The sequence below is a fragment of the Streptomyces incarnatus genome (genome assembly GCF_001027185.1).
In the GTDB taxonomy this organism is placed as follows: domain Bacteria; phylum Actinomycetota; class Actinomycetes; order Streptomycetales; family Streptomycetaceae; genus Streptomyces; species Streptomyces puniciscabiei.
This window is the reverse complement of the sequence record NZ_CP011497.1, coordinates 7,808,943-7,833,069: the sequence shown is the minus strand read 5'-3', so window position 1 is coordinate 7,833,069 and position 24,127 is coordinate 7,808,943. Positions and strand designations below refer to the sequence as shown.

General features: G+C 73.3%; 23 protein-coding genes. 12 read left to right on the top strand and 11 right to left on the bottom strand.

All coding sequences use genetic code 11. The features are described from left to right. Position 1 precedes the first annotated feature (1 nt). Together glgB and ABB07_RS35680 are read left to right on the top strand one after the other, a co-directional pair. Entirely contained in the window at positions 2 to 2,203 is a 2,202-nt protein-coding gene (gene glgB, locus ABB07_RS35685; RefSeq protein ID WP_208902584.1) for a 1,4-alpha-glucan branching enzyme, read from the top strand. Positions 2,204 to 2,297: 94 nt separating this feature from the next. Then, on the top strand, positions 2,298 to 3,386 hold the full coding sequence (locus ABB07_RS35680) for a glutamate--cysteine ligase 2 (protein WP_208902583.1): 1,089 nt from the start codon (positions 2,298 to 2,300) through the stop codon (positions 3,384 to 3,386). A gap of 96 nt (positions 3,387 to 3,482) precedes the next feature. Here ABB07_RS35680 and ABB07_RS35675 read toward each other — a convergent pair whose 3' ends face one another. Continuing rightward, positions 3,483 to 3,716 (bottom strand): DUF6480 family protein, encoded by a 234-nt coding sequence (locus ABB07_RS35675; RefSeq protein WP_208902582.1) that lies wholly within the window; start codon positions 3,714 to 3,716, stop codon positions 3,483 to 3,485. Between the two features lie 150 nt (positions 3,717 to 3,866). On the opposite strand from ABB07_RS35675, the gene ABB07_RS35670 reads away from it, so the two are divergent. The 5 genes from ABB07_RS35670 to ABB07_RS35650 all read left to right on the top strand — a co-directional run bounded on the left by ABB07_RS35670 (position 3,867) and on the right by ABB07_RS35650 (position 10,564). After that, on the top strand, positions 3,867 to 5,765 hold the full coding sequence (locus ABB07_RS35670) for an AMP-dependent synthetase/ligase (RefSeq protein ID WP_208902581.1): 1,899 nt from the start codon (positions 3,867 to 3,869) through the stop codon (positions 5,763 to 5,765). A 240-nt stretch (positions 5,766 to 6,005) separates the two neighbouring features. Further along, positions 6,006 to 6,440 carry an ATP-binding protein gene (locus tag ABB07_RS35665; RefSeq protein ID WP_208902580.1) on the top strand — a complete coding sequence of 145 codons (435 nt, stop codon included), beginning with the start codon at positions 6,006 to 6,008 and terminating at the stop codon, positions 6,438 to 6,440. Between the two features lie 201 nt (positions 6,441 to 6,641). Then, positions 6,642 to 8,015, top strand: a complete 1,374-nt coding sequence (locus tag ABB07_RS35660) for an NAD(P)/FAD-dependent oxidoreductase (RefSeq protein ID WP_208903759.1) — start codon at positions 6,642 to 6,644, stop codon at positions 8,013 to 8,015. A 59-nt stretch (positions 8,016 to 8,074) separates the two neighbouring features. Further along, positions 8,075 to 8,245 carry a DUF4287 domain-containing protein gene (locus ABB07_RS35655; RefSeq protein ID WP_208902579.1) on the top strand — a complete coding sequence of 57 codons (171 nt, stop codon included), beginning with the start codon at positions 8,075 to 8,077 and terminating at the stop codon, positions 8,243 to 8,245. Between the two features lie 96 nt (positions 8,246 to 8,341). Continuing rightward, complete coding sequence (locus ABB07_RS35650) at positions 8,342 to 10,564, top strand: FUSC family protein (RefSeq protein ID WP_208903758.1); 2,223 nt, start codon at positions 8,342 to 8,344, stop codon at positions 10,562 to 10,564. A gap of 19 nt (positions 10,565 to 10,583) precedes the next feature. On the opposite strand, the gene ABB07_RS35645 is transcribed toward ABB07_RS35650, so the two are convergent. Continuing rightward, complete coding sequence (locus ABB07_RS35645; RefSeq protein WP_208902578.1) at positions 10,584 to 11,438, bottom strand: SigB/SigF/SigG family RNA polymerase sigma factor; 855 nt, start codon at positions 11,436 to 11,438, stop codon at positions 10,584 to 10,586. Positions 11,439 to 11,673: 235 nt separating this feature from the next. Next, on the bottom strand, positions 11,674 to 12,105 hold the full coding sequence (locus ABB07_RS35640) for an ATP-binding protein (protein ID WP_208902577.1): 432 nt from the start codon (positions 12,103 to 12,105) through the stop codon (positions 11,674 to 11,676). A gap of 123 nt (positions 12,106 to 12,228) precedes the next feature. Here ABB07_RS35640 and ABB07_RS35635 point away from each other — a divergent pair, with 123 nt between their 5' ends. Then, positions 12,229 to 12,471, top strand: coding sequence for a hypothetical protein (locus ABB07_RS35635; protein WP_208902576.1), 243 nt, complete (start codon positions 12,229 to 12,231; stop codon positions 12,469 to 12,471). Between the two features lie 279 nt (positions 12,472 to 12,750). Then, positions 12,751 to 13,209 carry a cyclic nucleotide-binding domain-containing protein gene (locus tag ABB07_RS35630; protein ID WP_208902575.1) on the top strand — a complete coding sequence of 153 codons (459 nt, stop codon included), beginning with the start codon at positions 12,751 to 12,753 and terminating at the stop codon, positions 13,207 to 13,209. 1 nt (position 13,210) lies between these two features. Here the strand turns inward: ABB07_RS35630 and ABB07_RS35625 are convergent, their stop codons facing one another. Both ABB07_RS35625 and ABB07_RS35620 read right to left on the bottom strand, forming a co-directional pair. Continuing rightward, positions 13,211 to 14,509 (bottom strand): MFS transporter, encoded by a 1,299-nt coding sequence (locus tag ABB07_RS35625; protein ID WP_208902574.1) that lies wholly within the window; start codon positions 14,507 to 14,509, stop codon positions 13,211 to 13,213. Between the two features lie 93 nt (positions 14,510 to 14,602). Beyond that, a complete protein-coding gene (locus ABB07_RS35620) occupies positions 14,603 to 15,220 on the bottom strand; it encodes a LysE/ArgO family amino acid transporter (protein WP_208902573.1) in 618 nt (205 codons plus the stop codon). Positions 15,221 to 15,287: 67 nt separating this feature from the next. Between ABB07_RS35620 and ABB07_RS35615 the strand changes: the two genes are divergently transcribed. Then, entirely contained in the window at positions 15,288 to 16,175 is an 888-nt protein-coding gene (locus ABB07_RS35615; protein WP_208902572.1) for a LysR family transcriptional regulator ArgP, read from the top strand. Between the two features lie 355 nt (positions 16,176 to 16,530). After that, the gene (locus tag ABB07_RS35610; protein WP_055706487.1) at positions 16,531 to 16,782 is read left to right on the top strand and encodes a WhiB family transcriptional regulator; all 252 of its coding nucleotides are present in this window, start codon (positions 16,531 to 16,533) and stop codon (positions 16,780 to 16,782) included. Between the two features lie 152 nt (positions 16,783 to 16,934). On the opposite strand, the gene ABB07_RS35605 is transcribed toward ABB07_RS35610, so the two are convergent. From ABB07_RS35605 to ABB07_RS35585, 5 genes are all read right to left on the bottom strand, one after another. Next, positions 16,935 to 17,387: a DUF6098 family protein gene (locus ABB07_RS35605; protein ID WP_208902571.1), complete on the bottom strand. Its 453-nt coding sequence runs from the start codon at positions 17,385 to 17,387 to the stop codon at positions 16,935 to 16,937. Between the two features lie 79 nt (positions 17,388 to 17,466). Next, complete coding sequence (locus tag ABB07_RS35600) at positions 17,467 to 19,344, bottom strand: sensor histidine kinase (protein ID WP_244189627.1); 1,878 nt, start codon at positions 19,342 to 19,344, stop codon at positions 17,467 to 17,469. Positions 19,345 to 19,484: 140 nt separating this feature from the next. Then, entirely contained in the window at positions 19,485 to 20,189 is a 705-nt protein-coding gene (locus ABB07_RS35595; RefSeq protein WP_208902570.1) for a response regulator transcription factor, read from the bottom strand. A 20-nt stretch (positions 20,190 to 20,209) separates the two neighbouring features. After that, entirely contained in the window at positions 20,210 to 20,461 is a 252-nt protein-coding gene (locus tag ABB07_RS35590) for a hypothetical protein (RefSeq protein ID WP_208902569.1), read from the bottom strand. 42 nt (positions 20,462 to 20,503) lie between these two features. Continuing rightward, a complete protein-coding gene (locus tag ABB07_RS35585) occupies positions 20,504 to 21,913 on the bottom strand; it encodes a M1 family metallopeptidase (protein WP_208902568.1) in 1,410 nt (469 codons plus the stop codon). Positions 21,914 to 22,083: 170 nt separating this feature from the next. Between ABB07_RS35585 and ABB07_RS35580 the strand changes: the two genes are divergently transcribed. Next, on the top strand, positions 22,084 to 22,440 hold the full coding sequence (locus ABB07_RS35580) for a DUF488 domain-containing protein (RefSeq protein ID WP_208902567.1): 357 nt from the start codon (positions 22,084 to 22,086) through the stop codon (positions 22,438 to 22,440). Between the two features lie 2 nt (positions 22,441 to 22,442). Here ABB07_RS35580 and ABB07_RS35575 read toward each other — a convergent pair whose 3' ends face one another. Then, positions 22,443 to 24,116: an FAD-binding dehydrogenase gene (locus tag ABB07_RS35575; protein WP_208902566.1), complete on the bottom strand. Its 1,674-nt coding sequence runs from the start codon at positions 24,114 to 24,116 to the stop codon at positions 22,443 to 22,445. Between the last annotated feature and the right edge of the window lie 11 nt (positions 24,117 to 24,127).

Below are 24,127 nucleotides of genomic sequence, written 5' to 3'. Positions count from 1 at the left end.
CATGGCCCTGCGCGACACCTCGCGCCCCGAGGCCGCCGGCCCCGCGCCGGCCCTGGCCCCGCCGCTCGACCCGGCCGACCGCGGCCGGCTGCTCGGCGGCGCCCACCACGATCCGCACGCCCTGCTCGGCGCCCACCCGGTCCCGGGCGGCGTGCTGTTCCGGGCCCTGCGCCCGAACGCGCGCGCCGTGCAGGTCGTGGTCGGCGGAGTGCACAGCCCCCTCCGCTCGGAGGGCGACGGTCTCTTCGCGGCCGTCCTGCCGTACCCGGAGATCCCGTCGTACACGCTGCTGGTGACGTACGACGACGCCGAGCAGGAGGTGCACGATCCGTACCGCTTCCTGCCCGCCCTCGGCGAGCTGGACCTGCACCTGATCCGGGAGGGCCGGCACGAGCAGCTGTGGCAGGCGCTCGGCGCCGAGCCGATGACGCACCAGGGCGTGCGAGGCACCCGCTTCACCGTGTGGGCGCCCAACGCCCAGGGCGTGCGGGTGGCCGGGGACTTCACGTACTGGGACGGCACCCAGTACCCCATGCGGTCGCTCGGCGCGTCCGGGGTGTGGGAGCTGTTCCTGCCCGGGATCGGCGAGGGCGCCCGCTACAAGTTCGAGATCACCTCGCGGTACGGCCACCGGTTCCTCAAGGCCGACCCGATGGCGCGGTGCACGGAGGTGCCGCCGGACACGGCGTCGATCGTCACGGCCTCGGCGTACGAGTGGGGCGACGCGGAGTGGATGGCCCACCGGGGTGACACGCCCGTGCACCAGGCGCCGTTCTCCGTGTACGAGGTGCATCTGCCGTCCTGGCGCCCGGGACTGACGTACCGTCAGCTCGCCGAGGAACTGCCCGCCTATGTGCAGGAGATGGGCTTCACGCACGTCGAGCTGATGCCGGTCGCGGGGCATCCGTTCAGCGGTTCCTGGGGCTACCAGGTGACCTCCTACTACGCCCCGACACCCCGCCTCGGTTCGCCGGACGACTTCCGGCACCTGGTGGACTGCCTGCACCGGGCCGGCATCGGCGTGATCATGGACTGGGTGCCGGCGCACTTCCCCAAGGACGACTGGGCACTGGCCCGGTTCGACGGGGATCCGCTCTACGAACCCGGGAACGCGACACGCGCCGAGCACCCGGACTGGGGGACGTACGAGTTCGACTACGGCCGCACCGAGGTGCGCAACTTCCTGGTCGCCAACGCGGTGTACTGGTGCCAGGAGTTCCACATCGACGGACTGCGGGTGGACGCGGTCGCCTCCATGCTCTACCTCGACTACTCGCGGGATTCCGGCCAGTGGGAGCCGAACGTGTTCGGCGGCCGGGAGGACCTGGACGCGGTCGCCTTCCTGCAGGAGATGAACGCCACCGTCTACCGGCGCTGCCCGGGCGTGGTGACCATCGCCGAGGAGTCCACCGCCTGGGACGGGGTGACCCGGCCGACGGACAGCGGCGGGCTCGGCTTCGGGCTGAAGTGGAACATGGGCTGGATGCACGACTCGCTGCAGTACATCCAGAAGGAGCCGGTGCACCGCAAGTACCACCACAACGAGATGACCTTCTCGATGGTGTACGCGTACAGCGAGAACTACGTCCTGCCCATCTCCCACGACGAGGTGGTGCACGGCAAGCAGGCGCTGGTGTCGAAGATGCCGGGCGACTGGTGGCAGCGGCGCGCCAACCACCGCGCGTACCTGGGCTTCATGTGGGCTCATCCGGGCAAACAGCTGTTGTTCATGGGGCAGGAGTTCGCCCAGGGCGCGGAGTGGTCCGAGGCGCACGGCCCCGAGTGGTGGCTTCTGGGCGACGACTACCACTCGGCCGGGGACCACCGGGGCGTGCGGGACCTGGTGCGGGACCTGAACACCGTGTACCGGGCGACCCCGGCGCTGTGGCAGCGGGACACCGATCCGGGCGGCTTCCGGTGGGTGCTGGGCGACGCGGCGGACGACAACGTCTTCGCGTTCCTGCGGTTCGCCGCCGACGGCTCCCCCCTGCTGGCGGTGTCGAACTTCTCCCCGGTCGTCCGGTACGACTACCGGCTGTGGACCGGTGACGAGATCCCGGCCTGGCAGGAGGAGCTGAACACCGACGACCTCTGCTACGGCGGCAGCGGTGTCGGCAATCAGGGGCCGCTGAAGCCCGAGGACGGGTTCCTGAGGCTCACGCTGCCGCCGCTCGCCACGGTCTGGCTGGCGCCGGAGCGCTGAAACCACAGGTGTCGGCTGCCCGCCCAGGGGCAGTCGGGGGTCGTACAGAGCCTCGACTGCCCGTCGTGGCATGGACACGGAAGGGTGGCACCACGTGCGCACCGTGGGAGTGGAGGAAGAACTCCTTCTGGTCGACCCGGACAGCGGCGAACCGAAGGCGCTGGCGGCGGCCGTCCTGGCCCGGGTCGCCCACGACGATCCGGGGCAGGAGGTCTTCGAGAAGGAGCTGTTCCGGCAGATGCTGGAGTTCGCCACTCATCCGCAGTCGGACATGGCGGACCTCGGCGAGGAGATCGTGCGCTGCCGCAAGGAGGCGGCGCGGCACGCCGGGGAGCTCGGCTGCGCGGTCGTGGCGCTGGCCACCTCTCCCCTGCCGGTCAGCCCCGCCCTCAGCGTGAACGACCGCTACCAGTGGCTGGCCGAGCACTACGGGATACCGACCTGGGAGCAGCTGGTGTGCGGCTGCCATGTGCATGTGTGCGTGGAGTCCGACGAGGAGGGCATCGCCGTCCTCGACCGGATCCGCCCCTGGCTCCCGGTCCTCCGCGCGATCAGTGCGAACTCGCCGTTCTGGCAGGGCCGGGACACCAGCTACGCCAGCTACCGCAGCCAGGTGTGGAACCGCTGGCCGTCGGCCGGGCCGACCGAGCCGTTCGCGTCGGCCGAGCGGTACCACCAGCGGGTGGCGGAGATGGTGGCCACCGGGGCGGTGCTGGACACGAGGATGGTCTACTTCGACGCGCGGCTGTCCGCCCGCTATCCCACCGTCGAGGTCCGGGTGGCGGACGTGTGCCTCGGCGCGGACACAGCCGTACTGATCGCTACGCTGACCCGCGCGCTGGTGGAGACGGCCGCACGCGACTGGCGGGCCGGCCGGCCGGCGCCCGGCCACAGCGTGAGCCTGCTCCGGCTCGCCGACTGGCAGGCCGCCCGGTTCGGCCTGGAGGAGAACCTGCTCGACCCGGCGGCCATGCGGCCCGAGCCCGCGCCGCAGGTGCTGCGGTCGCTGCTGGCGTACACCGGGGACGCGCTCACCGCCACCGGTGACGTGGAGCGCGCCGAGCAGGGCGTCGGAGAGCTGCTGCGGCGGGGCAACGGCGCACGGGAGCAGCGCCGGCTGCTGGAGCGGGCCGGCAACCTGCGCAATGTCGTCACCGAGTGCGTGAGGCGCACCCAGGCGTAGGGCCTGCTCGCGCAACAGGCGCACCTTCCCCCTGTAACAGGCGCACCTCTCCCCTGCCCCAGGCCGACGGCCCGGGGCTGCGAAGGCCGGGCCCGCTCAGACCATCAGCGCCACGGCGTACGCCACGAAGCCCGCCGCGATCAGGACGACGACCAGAAGGATCAGCGTCAGCGGCGTCACGGCCCAGCCCCTGCGCTGAGCATCGGCCTGCCGGGGCCCCGCCTCGGGCATGCTGCTCTCGGCGGGCGGCGTCTCGCCGGGCGGTACCGAGCCCCCGGGCTCCAGCCCGGTGGTCCGCTCCGGTTCCGGATCGGGGTTCACATGACTCATGTCCGCCGAGTCCCCAGGACACGGCCGCATCATCAGCCGATCACGACTTCCTCGTTCCCGGCCCCGAACGCGTTCCGCTGGGCTACATTCGAGCACCGCCGACACCGAGCCGGTCGGCGGTGTGACCCTCTGTACATCCAGGAGCAGCGCATGCGCGACGTCGCCCTCGCTCCCGCCGTTGCCCCGCTGCTCACCGGCGGTCTCGCCGACAGCGTCTTCGACACCGCGGAGCGCAGTCCCACCCTGCCGGTGCTCGCCCACCGGGTGGACTCCGCGGCCACCGTGTGGCAGGAGGTGACGGCCGTCGAGCTGCGCGACGAGGTGGTCGACCTGGCCAAGGGGCTGATCGCCGCCGGCGTCTCCCCCGGCCACCGGGTGGCCCTGATGTCCCGCACCCGCTACGAGTGGACGGTGTTCGCCCACGCCCTGTGGGCCGTGGGCGCCGAGATCGTGCCGATCCATCCGGCCTCCTCGCGGGACCAGGTCGAGTGGATCCTGCGGGACGCCGGCTGTGTGGCCGTGGTCGTGGAGGACGAGCAGGGCGTCATGACCGTCGGCACGGTGTGCGCCGGGCTGCCCCGGCTGCACCACGTCTGGCAACTGGACGCGGGGGCGCTGCCCGAACTCGTCGAGCGGGGCACGGTCGTGCCGTACACCACGGTGGAGTCGCTGCGCCGGATCGTGCTGCCGGACGCCACGGCGGCGGTCGTGTACACCTCCGGCACCTCCGGCCGTCCCCAGGGCTGCGCGCTGAGCCACCGCGGCCTCGCCTACCCCTGCGACACGCTGCTGGCCGGCTGGCTGCACACCGCGGCCCCGCCGGGCGTCCAGCCGTCCGTGCTGGCGTTCCTGCCGTTCTCCCATGTGTACGGCCTCATGATCATGCTGGTGTGCGTGCGCGGCGGTGCCCTGATGGGGCACGAGCCCGAGCTGACCGAGGCGTCGCTGGCGTCGGCGCTGACCACGTTCCGGCCGACGTACCTGTACGGCGTGCCGTCGGTGTTCGAGAAGCTCTACAAGAAGTTCCTGCAGGCGGCCGGGCAGGGGGGCCGGGGTGCCCTGTTCGAGCGGGCGGCGCAGACCGCGCGGGACTTCGCCGAGGCGCAGGAGCGCCAGCGGCTGGGCACCGGGCCGGGACCGGGGTTCGAGCTGAGGCTGCAACACGCCCTGTACGAGCGGACGGTATACCGCAGGCTGCGCGCGGCGCTCGGCGGGCGGGTGGTGCGCGGCACCTCCGGCGGTTCCTCGCTCAGCCGGGAACTGACCCTGTTCTACGAGGGCATCGGGGTGTTCGTGCACGACGGGTACGGCCTCACCGAGGCCTCCGGCGGGATCACCATGCAGCCGCTCGGCCGGGAGAAGTCCGGTACGGTCGGCCGGCCGCTGCCGGGCACCGAGGTCCAGGTGGCCGACGACGGGGAGATCCTGGTGCGCGGCCCGTCGGTGTTCCAGGGCTATGTCGGCGACGAACCGGCGACGCGGGCCGCGGTGCGCGGCGGCTGGCTGGCGACCGGCGACATCGGGCGGCTGGACTCCGAGGGCTATCTGACGATCACCGGGCGCAAGAAGGAGGTCATCGTCACCAGCGGCGGCAAGAGCGTCGCCCCGGCCCCGCTGGAGCAGCGGCTGCGCATGCATCCGCTGGTCCACCAGGCGGTCGTGATCGGCGACGACCGGCCCTGTGTCGGCGCCCTGATCACCCTGGACCCGGACTTCCTCGCGCACTGGCGGGGCACCCTGGCGCTCCCGGGCGACAGTCCCGGCCGGGAGAGCCGTGAGGAGAGCGCGCTGCGGGAGGAGATCGCGCGGGCCGTCGCCTCCGCCAACAGCGCCGTGTCCCGGGCGGAGTCCATCCGGGTCTACCGGGTGCTCCCGGAGCCGTTCGCCGCGGACAACGGACTGCTCACCCCGTCGCTGAAGCTGCGCCGGGACGCCATCGTGCGGCACTACGCCGCCGAGATCGACGCCATGTACCAGGCGCGGTCCCGGGCGGCGCGGTGGCCGCAGGAGCCGGCGGACTGGGACGAGCAGGACGACGTCTTCCGCTGACGCCCGCCGTCCGGGAACATCGTCCGGATCACCAGGCGATGGTGCATGGCGTCGTGCGGCCGGGGCACCTTCGGTCCGAAGGCCGGCAGGAGGGAGTTCGACGGCAGGAGCGGCCCGAGGCGGACGGATATCCGGCCCGGCTGCGGGAACTCGCAGGCACAGAATGAGATCAGCACCGACAGCCGTCCTGGTCACAGGGCCGAGCCCCGGCCCTGACCGCCCAGGACCGGGGAATGCGAGATGGCGACGGAGCCACGTGGGGACGACACACCGCCCTCGGAGGACGGGTACGAGCGCACCTTCTCCTTCGACGGAGAGCTGCGCAACGTCACGGAGGCCCGGCTCGCGGCGGAGGACTTCCTGTGCGCGCTCGCCACCCAGGCACCGCCCGCCGCGCCCGAGTACTGGGACGACATCCTGCTCGTCGTCACGGAGCTGGCCGCCAACGTGATCCAGTACGCGCCCGGGCCGTTCGGTCTGCGGATGCGCCGCACGTTCGACGGCGTGCACGTGACGATGCGCGACTCGAGCACCACCAAGCCGGAACCGCGGCCCTTCCACCCGCGCACGGGCGGCGGCGGCATCGGCTGGCACCTGGTGCACACGCTGTGCACGCAGGTCAGCGTGGTCGTACACGACGAGGGCAAGGACATCCATGTGTTCCTCCCCTGGTGACGGCACCACGTGTACGACGGGTATCTGTGCGACAACCGGTTACTCCCGCCCCAGCGGGGGCATGCTGGTGCCCACGCGTTCGTCTGCCTGCCGCACCCGGCTGGCGGGACGGCTCGGGGCACGGTGGGATCAAAGGTGGTGCGCACCGATCCAGGGCAGACGAACGGCGTGGAGTCGGACCGCCTGGAGCCGCAGAAAGGGATGAACACCGTGACACGACCCAGGATCCTGGTGGTTGGCGCAGGCTTCGCCGGAGTCGAGTGCGTCCGCCGCCTGGAGCGCAAGCTCGCGCCCGCCGAGGCCGACGTCACCCTGGTGACGCCGCAGTCCTACCAGCTGTACCTGCCCCTGCTGCCCCAGGTCGCCTCCGGCGTGCTCACGCCGCAGTCGATCGCCCTGAGCCTGCGCCGCAGCAAGAAGTACCGCACCCGGATCATCCCGGGCGGCGCGATCGGCGTGGACCTGAAGGCGAAGGTGTGCGTCGTCCGCACCATCACCGACAAGATCGTCAACGAGCCGTACGACTACATCGTGCTGGCACCAGGCAGCGTGACCCGCACCTTCGACATCCCGGGGCTGACCGAGCACGCCTTCGGCATGAAGACCCTCGCCGAGGCCGCCTACATCCGCGACCACGTCATCTCCCAGCTCGATCTCGCCGACGCCAGCGACGACCCGGCGGAGCGGGCGGCGCGGCTGCAGTTCGTGGTGGTCGGCGGGGGCTACGCCGGCACCGAGACCGCCGCCTGTCTGCAACGGCTGACGCACGCCGCCGTACAGCGCTACCCGCGGCTGGATCCCGGCCTGATCAAGTGGCATCTGATCGACATCGCGCCCAAGTTGATGCCGGAGCTGGGCGAGAAGCTCGGCCGCAGCGCGCAGGAGATCCTGGGGCGGCGTGGCATCGAGGTGTCGCTGGGCGTGTCGATCGACAAGGCCGGCGCGGAGGAGGTCACCTTCACCGACGGCCGGGTGGTGCCGACGCACACGCTGATCTGGACGGCGGGCGTGGTCGCGAGCCCGCTGATCGCCACGCTCGGCGCGGAGACGGTGCGGGGCCGGCTGGCGGTCACCCCCGAGATGTGCCTGCCGGGCCACGACGGGGTGTTCGCGCTCGGCGACTCGGCCGCCGTGCCGGACCTCGCCAAGGGCGACGGCGCGGTGTGCCCGCCGACCGCGCAGCACGCCATGCGGCAGGGCAAGAAGGTCGCGGACAACGTCATCGCGACGCTGCGGGGCGCGCCCATGCAGCCGTACGTGCATCACGACCTGGGCCTGGTCGTCGACCTCGGGGGCAAGGACGCGGTGTCCAAGCCGCTCGGCGTCGAACTGCGCGGGGTGCCGGCCCAGGTGGTCGCCCGCGGTTACCACTGGTCGGCGCTGCGCACCAATGTCGCCAAGGCCCGGGTGATGACCAACTGGCTGCTGAACGCGGTCGCCGGCGACGATTTCGTCCGCACGGGCTTCCAGGCCCGCAAACCGGCCCGGCTGAAGGACTTCGAGTTCACCGACGCGTATCTGACACCGGAGCAGGTACGGGCCCGGGTGGAGGGCGAGGCGGCGGGGAGCCCGTGAGGTGACACAGGTCACCGAAGACCGCCGATCACTTCGGAGCGGATCGGCGGTCTGACCGGGTGACCGACCGACGTCACACGGATGGGACACACCGACATGGCCAGGAGCTGATCCGCTCCTCGCCGCTGACGAAGCACAGGGAACTGGTCGGCTGGCTCACGTCCGAGCACGGCCTCGGGCACGGACACGCCAACGCCCTGGTGGCCGCCACCCTCGCCGAGGGCAAGTAGTCCGCACCGGCGTGCGATGCTGGGCCGGAGATCGAATTCCGGCACGGGAGAGAGCGCGGCGGCGTGAGCACAGCGGGACGACCTGGGCGGGTACGGATGCGGGACCGGCTCGCGGCGTCCGATCCCGGGCTGCTCCGGCTCACCGCGGGACTGCGCACGGTCACCGCGATCGCGCTCACCCTCGCCGTCCTGGCCGTCCTGCGGGTGCCGGTGCCCCAACTGGTCGCCGGCGCCATGGCGGCGATGGTGTCGACCTTCGCCATCCGGGAGAAGCAGCGCCCGGCGCAGGCCCTCACCCTCGCGCTCGGGCTGCCGGTGGCCCTGGCGTCGGTGTCGCTGGGCGCGCTGCTGAACGGGCGGGTCGTCGCCGGGGACCTGTTCTTCGTCGCCCTCATCTTCTGCGCGGTCTACGGCCGCAGGTTCGGCGACCGCGGCACGGCGCTCGGCCTGATCGGCTTCCAGATCTACTTCCTCTCCCTGTTCGTGCACGCGACGAGTTCGACGTTGCCCGCCCTGTACGGGGTCATCTGTGTGGCCTTCGCGTGCAGCGCCACCGCCCGCTTCGTGCTGCTGCCGCAGACCCCGGCGGGCACCCTGGACCAGCTGCGGCGGGCGTTCCGCGCCCGGCTCGCGCAGCTGATCGCCGTCCAGGCCGAGTTGCTGGACGCCGGGCCGGACGACGTGGACAAGGTCCTCTCGGAGCTGCGCACCGCCACCGCGCGGCTGCACGAGACGGCACTGCTGATCCAGGGGCGGCTGGAGGACGGCACCTCCGACCCGGCGGTGGCCCGGCTGCTGCAGCGCCGGATCGCGGACGCCGAGATCGCCTCCGAGCGGCTCGGACTGCTGCTGCTGACCGCGCGCAGCGCCGAGCGGACCGACACCCTCACCCTGCATCTGCCGGGCGCCGGGCTGCCGTCGGGCGGGGAGCTTCCGGTGCGGGAGGAGGCGACGGAGGCGCTGCGCCGGGATCTGCAGGCGCTGCGGCTGCTGATGCTGCGGCCGGTCGGTGAGGCCCGGGGCACCGCGCTCGCCCAGGTGCGCAACCGGCTGCTCGGCTACCGCGAGGAGGAGCGACTGCCCAAGGCCTCGCCCGCCGTGCAGGACGTCTTCCGCGGGCTCGGTGAGGCCGCCCGGGCAGCGCTGGGTCTGCGGGTCGCGCTGGACGGGCCGCAGGACGAGTCCGACGACACCCCGGCGACGGCCCGCTCACGCGAGGAGCTGGACGCGGAGGACGCCGCGATCGAGGCGGGCGAGGAGGCCGAGGCCGGGGAGCCGGGTCCGAGCGGTCTGCAGCGGCCCACCACGCGCGCCGCGGTCCAGGTGGCCGTGGGCTCCGCGCTGGCCATCGCGGGCGGCGAGCTGTTGTCCGCTCAGCGCTGGTACTGGGCGGTGCTGACCTGCTGGATCGTTTTCCTCAACACCGCCTCGACGGGCGAGATCCTGGTCAAGGGCTACCGGCGGCTGCTGGGCACGGTGCTCGGCGTGGTGGCCGGCATCCTGCTGGCCGGTCTCGTCGGGCACCACACGTGGACGGCGTTCGGCCTGGTGCTGGTGTTCATCTTCGCGATGTTCTACACCGCGCCCCTGTCGTACACGCTGATGTCGTTCTTCGTCACGGCGATGCTGGGGCTGCTGTACACACTGCTGAACACCTACAGCATGGCGGTGCTGGTGCTGCGGGTGGAGGAGACGGCGCTCGGCGCGGCCTGCGGGGTGATCGCGGCCGCGGTGGTGCTGCCGGTCCACACCGACCGCCGTACGAACGAACTGCTCGTCACGGTGCTGGACCGGCTCGCCGAGGTGACCCGGGCCGCCGTGGACCAGCTGAGCGGCGGGGCGGGGGCCGATCTGGTGGAACAGGCGCGCGATCTGGACCAGGCGCTGGCGGACCTGCGCGCGGCCACCCAGCCGCTGACCCATCCGATCACCCCGCTGCGCTCGCGCCGCGACACCGCCCGGTACGTGGTGGCGCTGCTGGAGACCTGCGCCTACCACGGGCGTTCGCTCGCGGCCACGGCCGAGCTGCTGCCGACGCATCCGTCGATCGCCGCGGATCCCCGGCTGCGCGGGGCGTGCGGGCGGATCGTGCACAACATCGAGGCGATCGCCGCGCATGTCGCGGACCCGCGTGCCACGGCGCGGATCGAGACCGGCCCCAGCATCGCCTCGATGCTGGAGCCGGGGACGCCGCGCACCCCGCGCTACGGCCGGGTCACCGACCGGGTGCTGCGCCATCTGCAGCGGCTGGACGAGGCGGTCTCGGGTCTGGCCCGGCCGCTGGGCATCACCACCCAGGCGGACCGGCCGGGCACGTGACGGCCCGTCGGGCGGGCTCTCACGCCGGGCCGGGCCCGTACGCGCGCCGGCCCATGGCCTCGTCGCGGACGCGGGCGCAGCTGCGGCTGATCAGCCGGGAGACGTGCATCTGGGAGATGCCCAGCTGGTCGGCGATGCGGCTCTGCGTCATGTCCTCGAAGAACCGCATGTAGAGGATGGCCCGTTCCCGTTCGGGCAGCCGGCGCAGCCCTTCCTTGGCGGCCTCGCGGTCGACCACGACGTCGTACGAGGTGTCCGCCGCTCCGAGGGTGTCGGCGAGGCTGTAGCCGTCCTCCCCGCCGGCCAGTTCGGCGTCCAGGGACAGGGTGCTGAAGCTCTCCAGCGCCTCCATGCCCGCACCGACCTCCTCCTCGCTGAGGCCGGTGTGGGTGGCTATGGCGGTGACGGTGGGTTCGGGGCTGCCGGGGTGCTGGGTGAGCTCGCGGCGGGCCACGCGCACCCGGTTGCGCAGTTCCTGCACCCGGCGCGGCACCCTCAGGGCCCACATGCGGTCCCGGAAGTGCCGCTTGACCTCGCCGGTGATGGTCGGCACGGCGTAACTCTCGAAGGCCCCGCGGGACGGGTCGTACCGGTCGACGGCCTTGACCAGCCCGAGCGCCGCCACCTGCCGCAGGTCCTCGACGGACTCGCCCCGGTCGCGGAAGCGGCCGGCGATCCGGTGGGCCATGGGCAGCCAGGCGGCGACGAGTTCGTCGCGTACGGCGTCCCGCTCGGGGCCGTCCTGCAGGTCCGCGAGCCGGTCGAACAGCGCGGCGGTGTCGGGGGCGTCGTCATGGGACCGCCGCGCCGGAGCTGCGGCGGCGGAGTCCGTGGTGGGCGTGCCGGGACGGCTTGTCGACATGTCGGTCAGCATGCGGAATCGCTCCTGAGACGTGGTGCCGGGGCACAGGGCCGGAAGGGGATTCCGGGCCGGGCCCGAACGGTTGTGTCAGGGGTCGCCGCGGGTCGGTCGCCCGGTCCGCCGATAGGGGGACCCAGGCGGTCCTGCGATTCCCGCTGGGCGCGCGCCTCCGGTCCGAAGCACGAGTTTCCGCCTGCCCCTTGCTCCGGGGGGCAAACACCACGGGGGCGGAACTTCCCGCACGGTTTCAGCGCAGCGGTACGACGGCCGTGATGCGCTTGCCCCCGCAGGGCAGCTGCGCGACCCGGACGTCCCGGGCCAGGCGGCAGACGATGGGCCAGCCACGCCCGCCCGGCCGGGTGCGGCCACGCTCGTCGCCGGGCGGGGCGGCCACCGGCAGCTCGTCGCTGCGGTCGCTCACCGACACCCGTACGCCGCCGGAGTCGACGTCGACGTCGAAACCGGTGATGCCGCCGCCGTGCAGGATGGCGTTGGTGGTGAGCTCCGAGGTGACCAGCAGGGCGTCCGCCATGGCCGCGGCATCGCAGCGGATGGCGCAGGCCCGGCACCGCTCGGCCACCACGCGCCGCACGGTACTGCGGGCGTCGGCCGGCCGGCACGGCACTCGGCGAGGTTCCCGCAGGGTCCCGGAGCAGCTGGTCCGGTGCTTTTCGCGCATCCCTTCCTCCCTGAGCGATGCCCGGATTGCCAAGCTCTCTCCTTTTCGCCTGACCTTTTCCCGCGCTGTCAAACACGCTCGGTGCCGGTGTCATCACCGCGGTCTCGCGGGTACCCGAGGTGTATGACCGATGTCGTGGACGCGGACGAACTGCTGCGGCGCATCCAGCGTGGCCGGCACCACGCGGCCGAGGCGGAACGGGCCTGGCGGGAACGCGCGCGGAGCCTGACGGCGACGGATCCGGACGGCGCACGGGAGGCGGCGGCCCGGGCGTGGGCGTTCGAGGCCGTGGCGCGGGTGCTGGGGGAGATCATCCGCCCGGGCGGGCCGCCGGTCGCCGGGGAAGGCGTGAAACAGGTCACCTGACCGGCTACCGATTGGTAGAACAACCGCGAGATGGTTTATCGTTCATACATACGTGATGCCGGAGGTGACCGGAACCGTCCTTCCTCCCTCCCTGGCGTCACCGCATACGGCCCTGGCTGGCCTCCCCCGTCCAGCCAGGGCTTCTTGCTGCCCGGAACCGGCGGCGGCCCGGGCTCCTTCCGGGAAATCCGCGTCCCTCGAGGTGCCCGCGGGGGCGGCAGCGGCTGAAATGGGCTTAGCGAAAGCACCCCCGAACCGCTCGGCGAGGAGCCCCGCGCCATGACCAAAGCGATAAAACTGCTGACCGCCCTGCCCCAGGCACAGCGCGAGCGCCTGATGGAACTGGCCAAGGAGGTCTCGTTCCCGGAGGACACCCGCATCTTCGAGGCGGCCGGCACCGCCGACCGGTTCTGGGTGATCCGTTCCGGCGCGGTCCACCTGGACCAGCAGGTCACCTCCCGGCAGCGGGTCACCGTGGCCACACTCGGCGCGGGCGACATGCTCGGCTGGTCGTGGCTGTTCCCGCCGTACCAGTGGGACTTCGGCGCGGTGGCCTTCACCGACGTACGCGCCTACGAGTTCGACGGCCCGTCGGTGCTCGCGCTGTGCGTGGAGGACCCGCTGCTCGGGCTGTCGCTGGTGCGGACGGTCGCCGAGATCCTCGCCCACCGCCTGGAGACGACCCGGGGCAAGCTGATGGACCAGTACACGAGCCGGCGGCGTCCCGGCCTGATCTGAGTCAGACCCGGTAGCGGCGCAGCGCCGGCACGGCGGCGGCCAGGGCCAGCATCACCACGACGACCAGGACGCCGCCGCCCGCCACCGCGGCCCGCGGGCCGAAGGCCGAGCCCGCCGTGCCGTGCAGGACGTCGGCCAGACGCGGGCCGCCCGCGACGACCACCGTGAACACGCCCTGCATCCGGCCGCGCATCTCGTCGGTCGCGGCCGACAGGAGGATGGCGCCGCGGAACACCATCGACACCATGTCGGCGACGCCGGCCGCGGCGAGGAAGGCCAGGGCCACCCAGAGATCGCGGCTCAGCCCGAACCCGGCGACGGCCACGCCCCAGCCGACGACCGCCCCGATGACCATCCAGCCGTGCCGGCGGGCCCGGGAGAACACGCCGGAGAACAGGCCCCCGAGGACCGCGCCGACGGGGATGCCGGCGAACAGCACGCCGAGCGCGAGCCCTTCGCCGTACGAGTGGTAGGTCTGCGCCGCGAGCTGCGGGAACAGGGCCCGGGGCATGCCCAGGACCATGGCGACGATGTCGGCGAGGAAGGACAGCAGCAGCACCTTGTGCCGCGAGATGTACCGGAAGCCGGCGGCGATCTCGCGCACGCCCGCCCGACGGGCCGCGCCCTCGCCGAGCGGTGGCAGCGCCGGCAGCCGGAAGACGGCCCACACGGTCACGCACAGCGCCACCGCGTCGATCAGGTACAGCTCGGGCAGTCCGATGACCGGGATCAGCGCACCGGCGAGCAGGGGGCCGGCGACCAGGCCGGTCTGCATGACCGTGGAGCCGAGCGCGTTCGCGGCGGGCAGCTGCTCGGCGGGCACCAGCCGGGCGATGGAGGCGTTGCGGGCCGGGGAGTTGAGCCCGAAGAACGCCTGCTGGCACGCGAGCAGCACCATCAGGACGGCGACGGAGTCCATGCCGGTGACGGCCTGGGCCCAGAACAGCAGCGAGGTGACCGCGATACCGGTGTTGGTGACCAGCAGCAGCTTGCGCCGGTCCACGGTGTCGGCGACCGCGCCGCCCCACAGCGCGAACGCCACCATCGGCACGAGGCCGGCCAGACTCGCGTAGCCCACCCACGCCGAGGAGTGCGTGACGTCGTAGATCTGCTTGGGCACGGCGACGGCGGTGAGCTGGCTGCCGACGGCGGTGACGATGGTCGACGACCACAGGCGCCGGTAGGCCGGGATGCCGAGCGGACGGGTGTCCATGGCCCACCGGCGCCAGCCGCGCCGGGGCGGGGCCGCCGCGTCCGTCGCGGCGTCGGGTGGGGCGGTGCTGCTCTCGCTCGTGTCCACGGGTGTCCTGTTGCCGGTAGAGGTTGCTCGCTACATCTTTTCGATTCGAGCCTGACTATCTCAGGAACGGCCGCGCACATCGAACGGGTTTGCTCATGCTCCGGTCATGAGCGTGGCTCCCAGCGCCGGCATGGTGAGGGCGACCAGGCCGTCCAGGACCCGCCAGGCCGCCGGCCGGGCCAGGAAGCGGCCGAGCAGCCGGGCGCCGAAGCCGAGCGCGGCGAACCAGCACAGGCTGGCCAGCGCGGCGCCGAGCCCGAAGGTCCAGCGCAGTGCGCCCCGGTCGGCGGCCAGGGAGCCGAGCAGGAACACGGTGTCCAGGTAGACGTGCGGATTCAGCCAGGTCATCGCCAGGCAGGTCAGCACCGCCCGGCGCCGGGAGCCCGCGGCCTCCCCCTCGGTGCTCAGCCCGGCCGTGCCCGGCCGGATCACCCGGCGGGCGGCGAGGACGCCGTAGCAGAGCAGGAAGAGACCGCCGACGATCCCGACCGCCCGCAGAGCCCCGGGCCACGCCACCACGACCGCCCCGACCCCGCCGACGCCGAGCGCGATGAGCAGCGCATCGGACAGCGCGCAGATCCCCACCACGGCGAGGACCGCGTCCCGGCGCACCCCCTGCCGCAGGACGAAGGCGTTCTGGGCGCCGATGGCGACGATCAGGGACAGGCCGGTGCCGAATCCGGCGGCCGCGGCGGTCAGGGCGTGGTTCATGCGCTCGACGCTAAGGAGCGCCGGGTACTCAAGTACAGCTAAAGATTCTTAAGTATCCTTAGCCTCTGTGATGCCCGAACTGCCGCTGGACCAGATCAGGACGCTGCTCGCCGTGGTGGACGAAGGCACCTTCGACGCCGCGGCCGCCGCCCTGCACGTGACGCCGTCGGCGGTCAGCCAGCGGGTCAAGGCGCTCGAACAGCGCACCGGCCGGGTACTGCTGCAGCGCACCAAGCCGGTGCGGCCCACCGAGTCCGGCGCGGTGCTGGTGCGGTACGCCCGGCAGCTCGCCCGGCTGGAACGGGACGCCTGGGGCGAACTCGGGCTGAGCGGTGCCGGGGAGCCGACCCGGGTGTCGGTGGCGGTGAACGCGGACTCGCTGGCGACCTGGTTCCTGCCGGCGCTGACCCGGGTGGCGGGGCTCTGCTTCGAACTGCACCGGGAGGACGAGGACCACACGGCGGCCCTGCTGCGCGAGGGGCTGGTGATGGCGGCGGTGACCACGGCCGCCGATCCGGTGCCGGGCTGCACGGTCCGGCCGCTCGGCCGGATGCGCTATCTGCCGGTCGCCGCACCGGAGTTCACCGCGGCCCGCCTGGGCGAGCGGCCGCTGCCCGAGGCACTGGCCGAGGCCCCGGCCGTGCTGTTCGACCGCAAGGACGACTTCCAGGACGCCTTCGTGCGCCGGCTGGGCCGGGGCTCCGCCGGCCCGCACCGGCATCTGGTGCCCACCTCGGAGGGCTTCCTGGACGCGGTCGCCGCAGGGCTCGGCTGGGGCATGGTGCCGGAGGTCCAGGCGCATCCGCTGCTGGCCGAGGGCCGGTTGGTGCTCCTCGCGCCCGAGGAGTGGATGGACGTCACGCTGTACTGGCAGCAGTGGAGACTGGACTCCCCCGCCCTGGCCGCACTGGCCGAGGCGGTGACGGCGACGGCCGCCGAGACGCTGCGCCGCTGACCGCCACGTCACGTTTCATCCGTTTCGCACCCCAAGCGGGGCACTACGGGAGTACGGTGGTCGGGCGGTGGCGCGGCGGACGGCGGTCCCGGCCGGATCCCCGCCCCCAACTCCGCGCCCCCGGTGCCCGGTCGGGTACGGGTGCCCGCGGCCCGGTCGCCCGTCCGCCCCCGTTTCCCGGCCTGTTGCACGCAGACGACCCGCTCCCGGGCCGTGCGCGCGCCCGTGGCCGGATCGCGGCCGTCGCCCGATCCCCTGTCGCCCACGCCGTTTCACCCGGCCCCGACCGGTCACCCGAACCCGCAGTACGCATTCGACAGGCACGGACGACTTCGATCGGATCCAGGAGACTTCCATGGACAACTGGCGCGACCATGCCGCGTGCCGCCATGAGGACCCCGACCTGTTCTTCCCCATCGGCACCACCGGTCCGGCGCTCGTGCAGACCCAGCGGGCCAAGGCCGTCTGCGGCCGGTGCCCCGTGCAGGAGGAGTGCCTGGACTGGGCGCTGGAGACGGGCCAGGGCATCGGCGTCTGGGGCGGGACGACCGAGCTGGAGCGCCGGGCACTGCACCGTCGCGCCCGCTCCCGGCCGCGCTCCGGCTGACCGGGGCGGCGCGGGCCGGCCTCGGCGGCTCCGCCTGACCGAGCGGCGCGGGCCGGCCTGGGTGGCTCCGGCTGACCGAGCGGCTCCGGCTGACCGGGTGGCTCGGGATGACCAGGCCGGCTCCGGCCGACCCGGTGCCCGCGTTCCGGGGCTCAGCGGCCGCCGCGCCGCAGGGTCCCCCACTCCCGCTCCTGCCGGGCCACCGCCTCCTTCGCCGCGTCGATCAGCTCCTCCGCGATCCAGCACAGCGGCTCCGCATCGGTCACGAGCGGCTCGTTGTCGGGGCCCCGGCCGGTCTCCCGGCCGCGCAGGACCCAGGGTCGTACGCCTGGGCCCTTGTCGTGCGGCAGGTGCGCGTAGTCGTACAGGCGGCGGGCCACCCACAGCTCCAACGACCGGTCCGCCCACCAGTCCTCGACATCGAGCGGATTGGCGGACAGCCCGGGCATGGGTACGCCGGTGAGGTCGTCGGTGCTGGAGGCCTCGGCCAGGTCGGCGCCGGGCCCCTGGGACCAGCGGACGTACAGGCCCTGCTGCTGCGCCACCAGGCGGGCCACCTCGGCGAGCGTGGACAGGACCGGCAGGTCCTCCTCCGGTGCGCTCATGGCATGACCTCCCTCGACGGCGCCGCGCGATCGGAGTACCCCCGGTCGCGGGCGCGGAATCCGACGGCGGCCCGCGCCTTCAGCGATCCTCGCGCGGCGGCTCCCGGCCGGGCAGCCGCAGGGTGAAGACCGCGCCCGCGCCGGGCTCGCCGGCGGCCTCGGCCGTCCCCGCGTGGGCGGCGAGCAGGTGGCGCACGATCGGCAGGCCCAGGCCGCTGCCGCCGGTGCGGCGGCTGCGGGACTTCTCGGCGCGCCAGAACCGGTCGAAGACGTGCGGCAGATCCTCGGGCGCGATGCCCGCGCCGGTGTCGGTGACGGTCAGCACGACATCGGCGCCGTCCCGGCGGGCGGCGAGCGTGACCGTGCCGTCGGCCGGGGTGTGCCGCAGCGCGTTGGAGACCAGGTTTCCGAGGGCCTGCCGCATCCGCACCGGGTCGGCGTCGAGCCAGGCGGTGGCGTCGGCCTCGGTGCGCAGGGCGACTCCGGCGGCGTCGGCGGCGACCCGGTGGGCGGCGGCCACCTGCTCCAGCAGATCGCCGGCGCGCAGCGGCTCGCGGTGCAGCCGCAGGGTGCCGGCGTCGGCGGCGGAGAGGTCCTGGAGGTCGTCGATGATCCGCTGCAGGACGAGCGCCTCCTCGTGCAGCGAGTCCAGCAGCGGCGGGTCGGGCTCGACGACCCCGTCGCGGACGACCTCCAGCCAGCCGCGGATGTTGGTGAGCGGGCTGCGCAGCTCGTGCGCGATGTCGCTGACCATCGCCTTGCGCTGGGCCTCCAGGCGCTCCCGGCGCTCGGTCAGGTCGTTGAAGGCCTCGGCGAGGATGCCGGTCTCGTCCCGGGTGGTCACCGGGACCCGTACGTGCAGTTCGGGCGGCTGCTGGGCGGCCTCGGTCAGGGCGCGCAGCGGCCGTACCAGGCGGGTGGCGACGAGGGCGGTCACGGCGACGGTCACCGCGAGGACCGCCCCGGCCGCGCCGATCACCTTGGCCTTGTTGGCCGGGGACATGTCGAAGCGGGAGGGGTTCTGGTCGCCGATGCCGAGGAACAGGTCGGCCACCGGGGCGACATAGGGCTCGAGTTGGGTGCGGCGGGCGGCCAGCAGGCATTGCTCGGCGGCCCGCGCCGTCTTCACCCTGCCCGCCGCGGCGTACTTGGCGGCGAGGTAGCCGCCGCCGAAGGGGTCCTTGCCGCTGGGGTCGAAGGTGAGGAACAGCGGCCCGCCGAGGTCGAGTCCGGCCTGCTTGAGGCAGGGCCGGGTGAGGCCGGTGAGGCCGGTCAGGGCGGTGCGTTCGGTCGGGGTGGCCGTGTCGAGCCGTCCGTCCTCGCACACCGACGCGCCGTAGGCGGCGGGATCGGGGCCGCCCGGGAGGGTGATGACGGGCCGTCCGCTGGTGGTGTGGACGACATCGGGCTGGAGGCCGAAGCGCTCGTAGCACTGCTTGCGCCGGGCGGCGAGCCGGTCCAGCTGGGCGCGTTCCTTCGCCGGCAGCCGGTAGGGGCCGACCACGCGTGGGTCGATGCCGCTGAGCTGGGCGCCGGTCTCGCTGTAGGTGTCGGTGTGCAGCGGGTCGACGGTGGCGGCGGGCCTGGGCGGCAGGGGCGTGCCGCGCGGCGCGGAGTCGGCGACGAGGGTGCGGTCGGCGGTGGTGAGCGCGATCCGGCGTCCGGTCTCGGCGGCCAGCTGCCGGACGGTGCGCCGGACGTCCGTCCAGTCGGAGTGGGTGGCGGCGTACCCGCTGAGCCGGGCCAGGATGCTGTTGTCGGCCGCGAGGTCCTGGCCCTGTTCCTCCTTCAGGGCGCTGGTGGTGGTGGTCACCGCGAGCCAGGCGGTGGCGGCCACCGAGCAGACGGCGATCAGGGCGGAGACGGACAGCAGCCGGACGAGCAGCCGTTTGCGCAACGGGATCCGCCGCCGTTTCCCGGGCACCTGCCGCCGGGCACCGCCCTGCCCGCGCCGCACGGCCGCACCCGGCCGCACTCGAACCCACCGGCGCCGCACAGCCGCCTCCGCCCGTCCCGCATCCGCCGACACCTCGAGGACACCTCCCACCCGGCCCTGCCCCGCGACACCGCCCGCCCCGCCCCGGGCCTCCCCGTGCCTCACACGCGGTTGCCGGTCAGCTTGTAGCCGACGCCGAACACCGTCAGCAGCCGGGACGGCCGACGGGGGTCGGGCTCGATCTTGCGGCGCAGGTTCATGATGTGGACGTCGACGGCCCGCTCGGTGGAGGCCCGGTCGAAGCCGCGGGTGCGGTGCAGCAACTGCCGCCGGGTGAACACCCGTTCCGGCTCGGCGGCCATGGCCAGCAGGATCTGGAACTCGGCGGGCGTGCAGTCGACGGTCGCGCCGTCGCAGCGCACTTCGTGCCGTACGGGGTCGACGGTGATCCCGGCGGCCCGGACCACGGGGTCGCCGTCCCGCGCGCCGGTGCCGCGCCCGCTGCGCCTGAGCACCGTGCGGATCCGGGCCATCAGCTCGCGCGGACTGTACGGCTTGGTCAGGTAGTCGTCGGCGCCCAGTTCGAGGCCGAGCAGCAGGTCGTCCTCGGCGGAGCGGGCGGTGAGCATCACCACCGGGATGTCCGGGTCCGCGCCGCCGCGCAGCGCCCGGCACACGCCGAAGCCGTCGACGACCGGGAGCATCAGGTCCAGGACGACGAGGTCGGGTGCGAGGCCGCGGGCGGCTTCCAGCGCGGCGGCGCCGTCGTGCACCACCGTGGCGGTGTGTCCCTCGGCCAGCAGGGAGCGGCGGATCAGTTCGGCCTGCTTCTCGTCGTCCTCGGCGACCAGTACATGTGCGCACACGAGTTCGGATCCTAGGCGGCTCAGGCGGCGAGCCGGTCGGCGTGTCCCATGACGACGACGGCCTGTCCGCAGCGCTCGGGGCTCGCCGCCGATCTGACGGGGCCGAGGCCGGGTATGCCCTGGGGTGCCTGCGCCGCCCGGACCTCGGGGGTGGCGGTGGATGCCGGGCGGGTGGGGGGTGTCCGGCGCTCGGTGGCCTCGGCTCCGCCGCCGCGGCCGGTGAGCAGCGGCGGGGAGGCGAGGACGGCGAGCGCGGTTCTGCGACGGATCATGGTGTCGACCATGGCCGACACTTGTTGGGAACTGGTCAGAGTTCAGGCGTTCTTCGGCTTTCCCTCGGTGAACAGCCAGGTGCGGAACAGCCCGTCCAGCCGCTTCCCGGAGATCCGCTCGGCCAGCCGCTCGAACTGCGCCGTCGTACCGTGCGCCTCGCGGTGTGCCGCGGCCCAGGCGCGCAGGATCCGGAAGAAGTCCGCGTCGCCGACGGCCTTGCGCACCTCGTGCAGGGTCATGGCGCCGCGGGCGTAGACGGGCGTGTCGAAGATGTTCCGGCCGCTGCCCGGGTCACCGGGCGGGAAGGCCCACAGGTGGTCGCCCGCCGAGCGGGCGTACAGGGCGTCGAAGGTCTTCTGGGCGCTGTCGCCGCCGTGCTGCTCGGCGTACAGCCACTCGGCGTAGGTGGCGAAGCCCTCGTTGAGCCAGATGTCCTTCCAGGCCGTCAGCGAGACGGAGTCGCCGAACCACTGGTGGGCGCTCTCGTGGACCAGGGTGCTGATGTCGGGCGCGGAGTCGTAGAGCGGCCGGGTCTGGGTCTCCAGGGCGTACCCGACGCCCGGGGCGTGGTCGACGACCGACCCGGCGGAGCGGAACGGGTACGGCCCGAACAACCCGCTCTCCCAGGCCAGTACGGACGGCAGCTTCTTCAGCACCGGAGCGGCCGCGCTCGCCTCGCGCGGGTCGACGGCATTGTAGACGTGGATACCGTCGGGGGTGGTGTACTGCTCGACCCTGAACGTTCCGACGGTGGCGGTGGCCAGGTAGGCGGCCATCGGCCGGCTCTCGCGCCAGTGGAAGGTCGTGCGGCCGTGCTCGGTGCGCCGGCCGAGCAGCTCGCCGTTGGAGACGGCCGTGCGCCCCTGCGGCACGGTGATGGTGATGTCGTACGACGACTTGTCCCTGGGGTGTGCGTTCGCCGGGAACCAGGTCATCGCGCCCTGCGGCTCGCCCGCGACGAAGGCGCCGTCGTCGGTGGGTATCCACCCGTCCGCGCTGCCGTCGGGGTCGGTGACCGGCTGCGGAGTGCCGTCGTAGGCGACGGTGACCCGGAAAACGCGGCCGGTGCGCAGGGTGTGGCCGGGGGTGACGACGAGTTCCTGGCCGGCGCGCCGGAAGGCCGCGGACGTGCCGTCGACGGTGACGCCGGTGACCTTCAGGCCCGTCAGGTCGAGGTCGAAACGGCTGAGGTCCTGGCCGGCGCGTGCGGCGAGGACGGCCCTGCCGTCGAGGTGCCGGGAGGAGGTGTCGTAACGGAGCGTCAGGTCGTAGTGGCGGACGTGGTAGCCGCCGTTGCCGCTGAGCGGGAAGTAGGGGTCGCCCGCGCCGGGCGCGCCGGGTGCGCCCGCCGCCGTGGGTCCGGTGGCGCCGACGAGTGCCGCGAGGGCGACGGGGACGGTGGCGAGGAGCGCGGTACGGCGTCGGGCGGGCGGTCTGTGGGCTGGCGTCACGGGCGCTCCTCGGGGGTGGCGGGTGATCGGCTGGCCGACAGACTAGGGGCGCCGGCGCTCCGTTCTCCCTCCCATTCTGGTCAAGTCCGGCCGCGGCGCCGCCGGGCGGACCGGGCGCGCCCGGCGTACGCTCGCAGCACCGACCGCCGTCCCGAGAGGGAGTGACGACCGTGAGCGTGCGTGTGCGCCGGATCTACGACCCGCCCGAGGCCGACGACGGCCTGCGCGTCCTGGTCGACCGGCTGTGGCCGCGCGGCCTGGCCAAGGACGAGGCGCACATCGACGAGTGGCCCAAAGGGCTCACGCCCTCGACCGAGCTGCGCAAGTGGTATCACGCCGGCGAGGGCTCGTACGAGGAGTTCCGCCGCCGCTACGAGGCGGAACTCGACGCTCCTGAGGCCGCCGAACTGCTCGACGGCCTCAGGAAGTCGGTCCGCGAGGGCAGGGTGACCCTGCTGACGGCGTCCAGGGCGCCGGAGCGGAGCCAGGCCGCGGTGCTGGCGGAGCTGCTGAAGCGCACCCGCTGAGGTCAGCCGGTGTGCGTGGCCGCGTGCCGCCCCGCGGCCCGCCCGGAGAACAGGCAGCCGCCGAGGAAGGTGCCCTCCAGCGCGTTGTAGCCGTGCACCCCGCCGCCGCCGAAGCCGGCCACCTCGCCCGCCGCGTACAGCCCCTCGATCGGCGTGCCGTCGGTGGCCAGGGCGCGCGAGTCGAGGTCGGTCTGGATGCCGCCGAGGGTCTTGCGGGTCAGGATGTGGAGCCTGACGCCGATGAGGGGGCCCGCGGCCGGGTCGAGGATGCGGTGCGGCGTGGCCACCCGGCCGAGCCGGTCGCCGATGTAGCGGCGGGCGTTGCGGATGCCCTGGACCTGGGAGTCCTTGCTGTAGGGGTTGGCCATCTGCAGGTCGCGGGCCTCGATCTGGCGGCGCACCTCGGCCGCGTCGAGCAGCGGCTTGCCGGTCAGCGCGTTCATCTTGCCGACCAGCTGCTCCAGGTTGCCCGCGGTCACGAAGTCGGCCCCCTTGTCGAGGAAGGCCTGCACCGGTGCGGGTGCGCCCTTGCCGAGCAGCCGGTCGCGCAGCACCGCCCTGCGGTCCTTGGCGGTGATGTCGGGGTTCTGCTCGGAGCCGGAGAGCGCGAACTCCTTCTCGATGATCTTCCGGGTGAGGATGAACCAGGAGTGGTCGTGTCCGGCGATGTCCTCGGTGGTGCGCAGGTACTTGAGGGTGCTGAGGGTGTCGTAGCCCGGCAGGCAGGGGTCGGGCAGCCGGCGGCCGAGGGCGTCCAGCCAGATGGACGACGGGCCGGGCAGGATGCGGATGCCGTGGCCGGGCCAGACCGGGTCCCAGTTCCGCAGGCCCTCGGTGTAGTGCCACATGCGGTCGCGGTTGACCAGCCGGACGCCGGCCTCGGCGCTGATGTCGAGCATCCGGCCGTCGACGTAGGCCGGGACGCCGGTGACCATCTCGGCCGGCGGGGTGCCGAGCCGGGCGGGCCAGTAGCGGCGGACGATGTCGTGGTCGGCGCCGATGCCACCGGTGGTGACGACGACCGCCTGTGCGGTGAGTTCGAAGTCGCCGGCGCGGTCCCGGTTGGAGGCGACGCCGCGCGGCGAGCTGTCCTCGGCCAGGACGGTGCCGCGCACCCCGCGTGCCGTGCCGTCCTCGATGACCAGCTCGTCGACCCGGTGGCGGTGGTGGAAGGTCAGCAGTCCGTCCCGGGCGGCCTGGCGGGCGTGGCGGACGAAGGGTTCGACCACGCCGGTGCCGGTGCCCCAGGCGATGTGGAAGCGGGGTACGGAGTTGCCGTGCCCGCCCGCCCTGAGGTCGCCGCGCTCGGCCCAGCCGACGGTCGGCAGCAGCTCGATGCCGTGGCCCTTGAGCCAGGTCCGCTTCTCGCCGGCCGCGAACTCGACATACGCGCGGGCCCAGCGCACCGCCCACGAGTCCTCGTCCTCGAGCCGGTCGAACCCGGCGCTGCCCCGCCAGTCGTTCCAGGCGAGGTCGAAGGAGTCCTTGATGCCGAGGCGGCGCTGCTCGGGCGAGTCGACGAGGAAGAGCCCACCGAAGGACCAGAAGGCCTGTCCGCCGAGGTTGGCGGCGTTCTCCTGGTCGACCAGGGCCACCCGGCGGCCCCGGCTGGTGAGCTCGTGCGCCGCGACCAGGCCGGCGAGGCCGGCTCCGACGACGATGACGTCCGCGTCCATGGCGACTGTGT

Excerpts from the sequence above, each read along its gene's own strand:
- ABB07_RS35645 (WP_208902578.1), bottom strand. The coding sequence starts at position 11,438 with ATGCTGACCGACATGTCGACAAGCCGTCCCGGCACGCCCACCACGGAC.
- ABB07_RS35660 (WP_208903759.1), top strand. The coding sequence starts at position 6,642 with ATGAACACCGTGACACGACCCAGGATCCTGGTGGTTGGCGCAGGCTTC.
- ABB07_RS35630 (WP_208902575.1), top strand. The coding sequence starts at position 12,751 with ATGACCAAAGCGATAAAACTGCTGACCGCCCTGCCCCAGGCACAGCGC.
- ABB07_RS35590 (WP_208902569.1), bottom strand. The coding sequence starts at position 20,461 with ATGATCCGTCGCAGAACCGCGCTCGCCGTCCTCGCCTCCCCGCCGCTG.
- ABB07_RS35605 (WP_208902571.1), bottom strand. The coding sequence starts at position 17,387 with ATGAGCGCACCGGAGGAGGACCTGCCGGTCCTGTCCACGCTCGCCGAG.
- ABB07_RS35665 (WP_208902580.1), top strand. The coding sequence starts at position 6,006 with ATGGCGACGGAGCCACGTGGGGACGACACACCGCCCTCGGAGGACGGG.
- ABB07_RS35620 (WP_208902573.1), bottom strand. The coding sequence starts at position 15,220 with ATGAACCACGCCCTGACCGCCGCGGCCGCCGGATTCGGCACCGGCCTG.
- ABB07_RS35575 (WP_208902566.1), bottom strand. The coding sequence starts at position 24,116 with ATGGACGCGGACGTCATCGTCGTCGGAGCCGGCCTCGCCGGCCTGGTC.
- ABB07_RS35670 (WP_208902581.1), top strand. The coding sequence starts at position 3,867 with ATGCGCGACGTCGCCCTCGCTCCCGCCGTTGCCCCGCTGCTCACCGGC.
- ABB07_RS35610 (WP_055706487.1), top strand. The coding sequence starts at position 16,531 with ATGGACAACTGGCGCGACCATGCCGCGTGCCGCCATGAGGACCCCGAC.
- ABB07_RS35635 (WP_208902576.1), top strand. The coding sequence starts at position 12,229 with ATGACCGATGTCGTGGACGCGGACGAACTGCTGCGGCGCATCCAGCGT.
- ABB07_RS35675 (WP_208902582.1), bottom strand. The coding sequence starts at position 3,716 with ATGAGTCATGTGAACCCCGATCCGGAACCGGAGCGGACCACCGGGCTG.
- ABB07_RS35640 (WP_208902577.1), bottom strand. The coding sequence starts at position 12,105 with ATGCGCGAAAAGCACCGGACCAGCTGCTCCGGGACCCTGCGGGAACCT.
- glgB (WP_208902584.1), top strand. The coding sequence starts at position 2 with ATGGCCCTGCGCGACACCTCGCGCCCCGAGGCCGCCGGCCCCGCGCCG.
- ABB07_RS35650 (WP_208903758.1), top strand. The coding sequence starts at position 8,342 with ATGCGGGACCGGCTCGCGGCGTCCGATCCCGGGCTGCTCCGGCTCACC.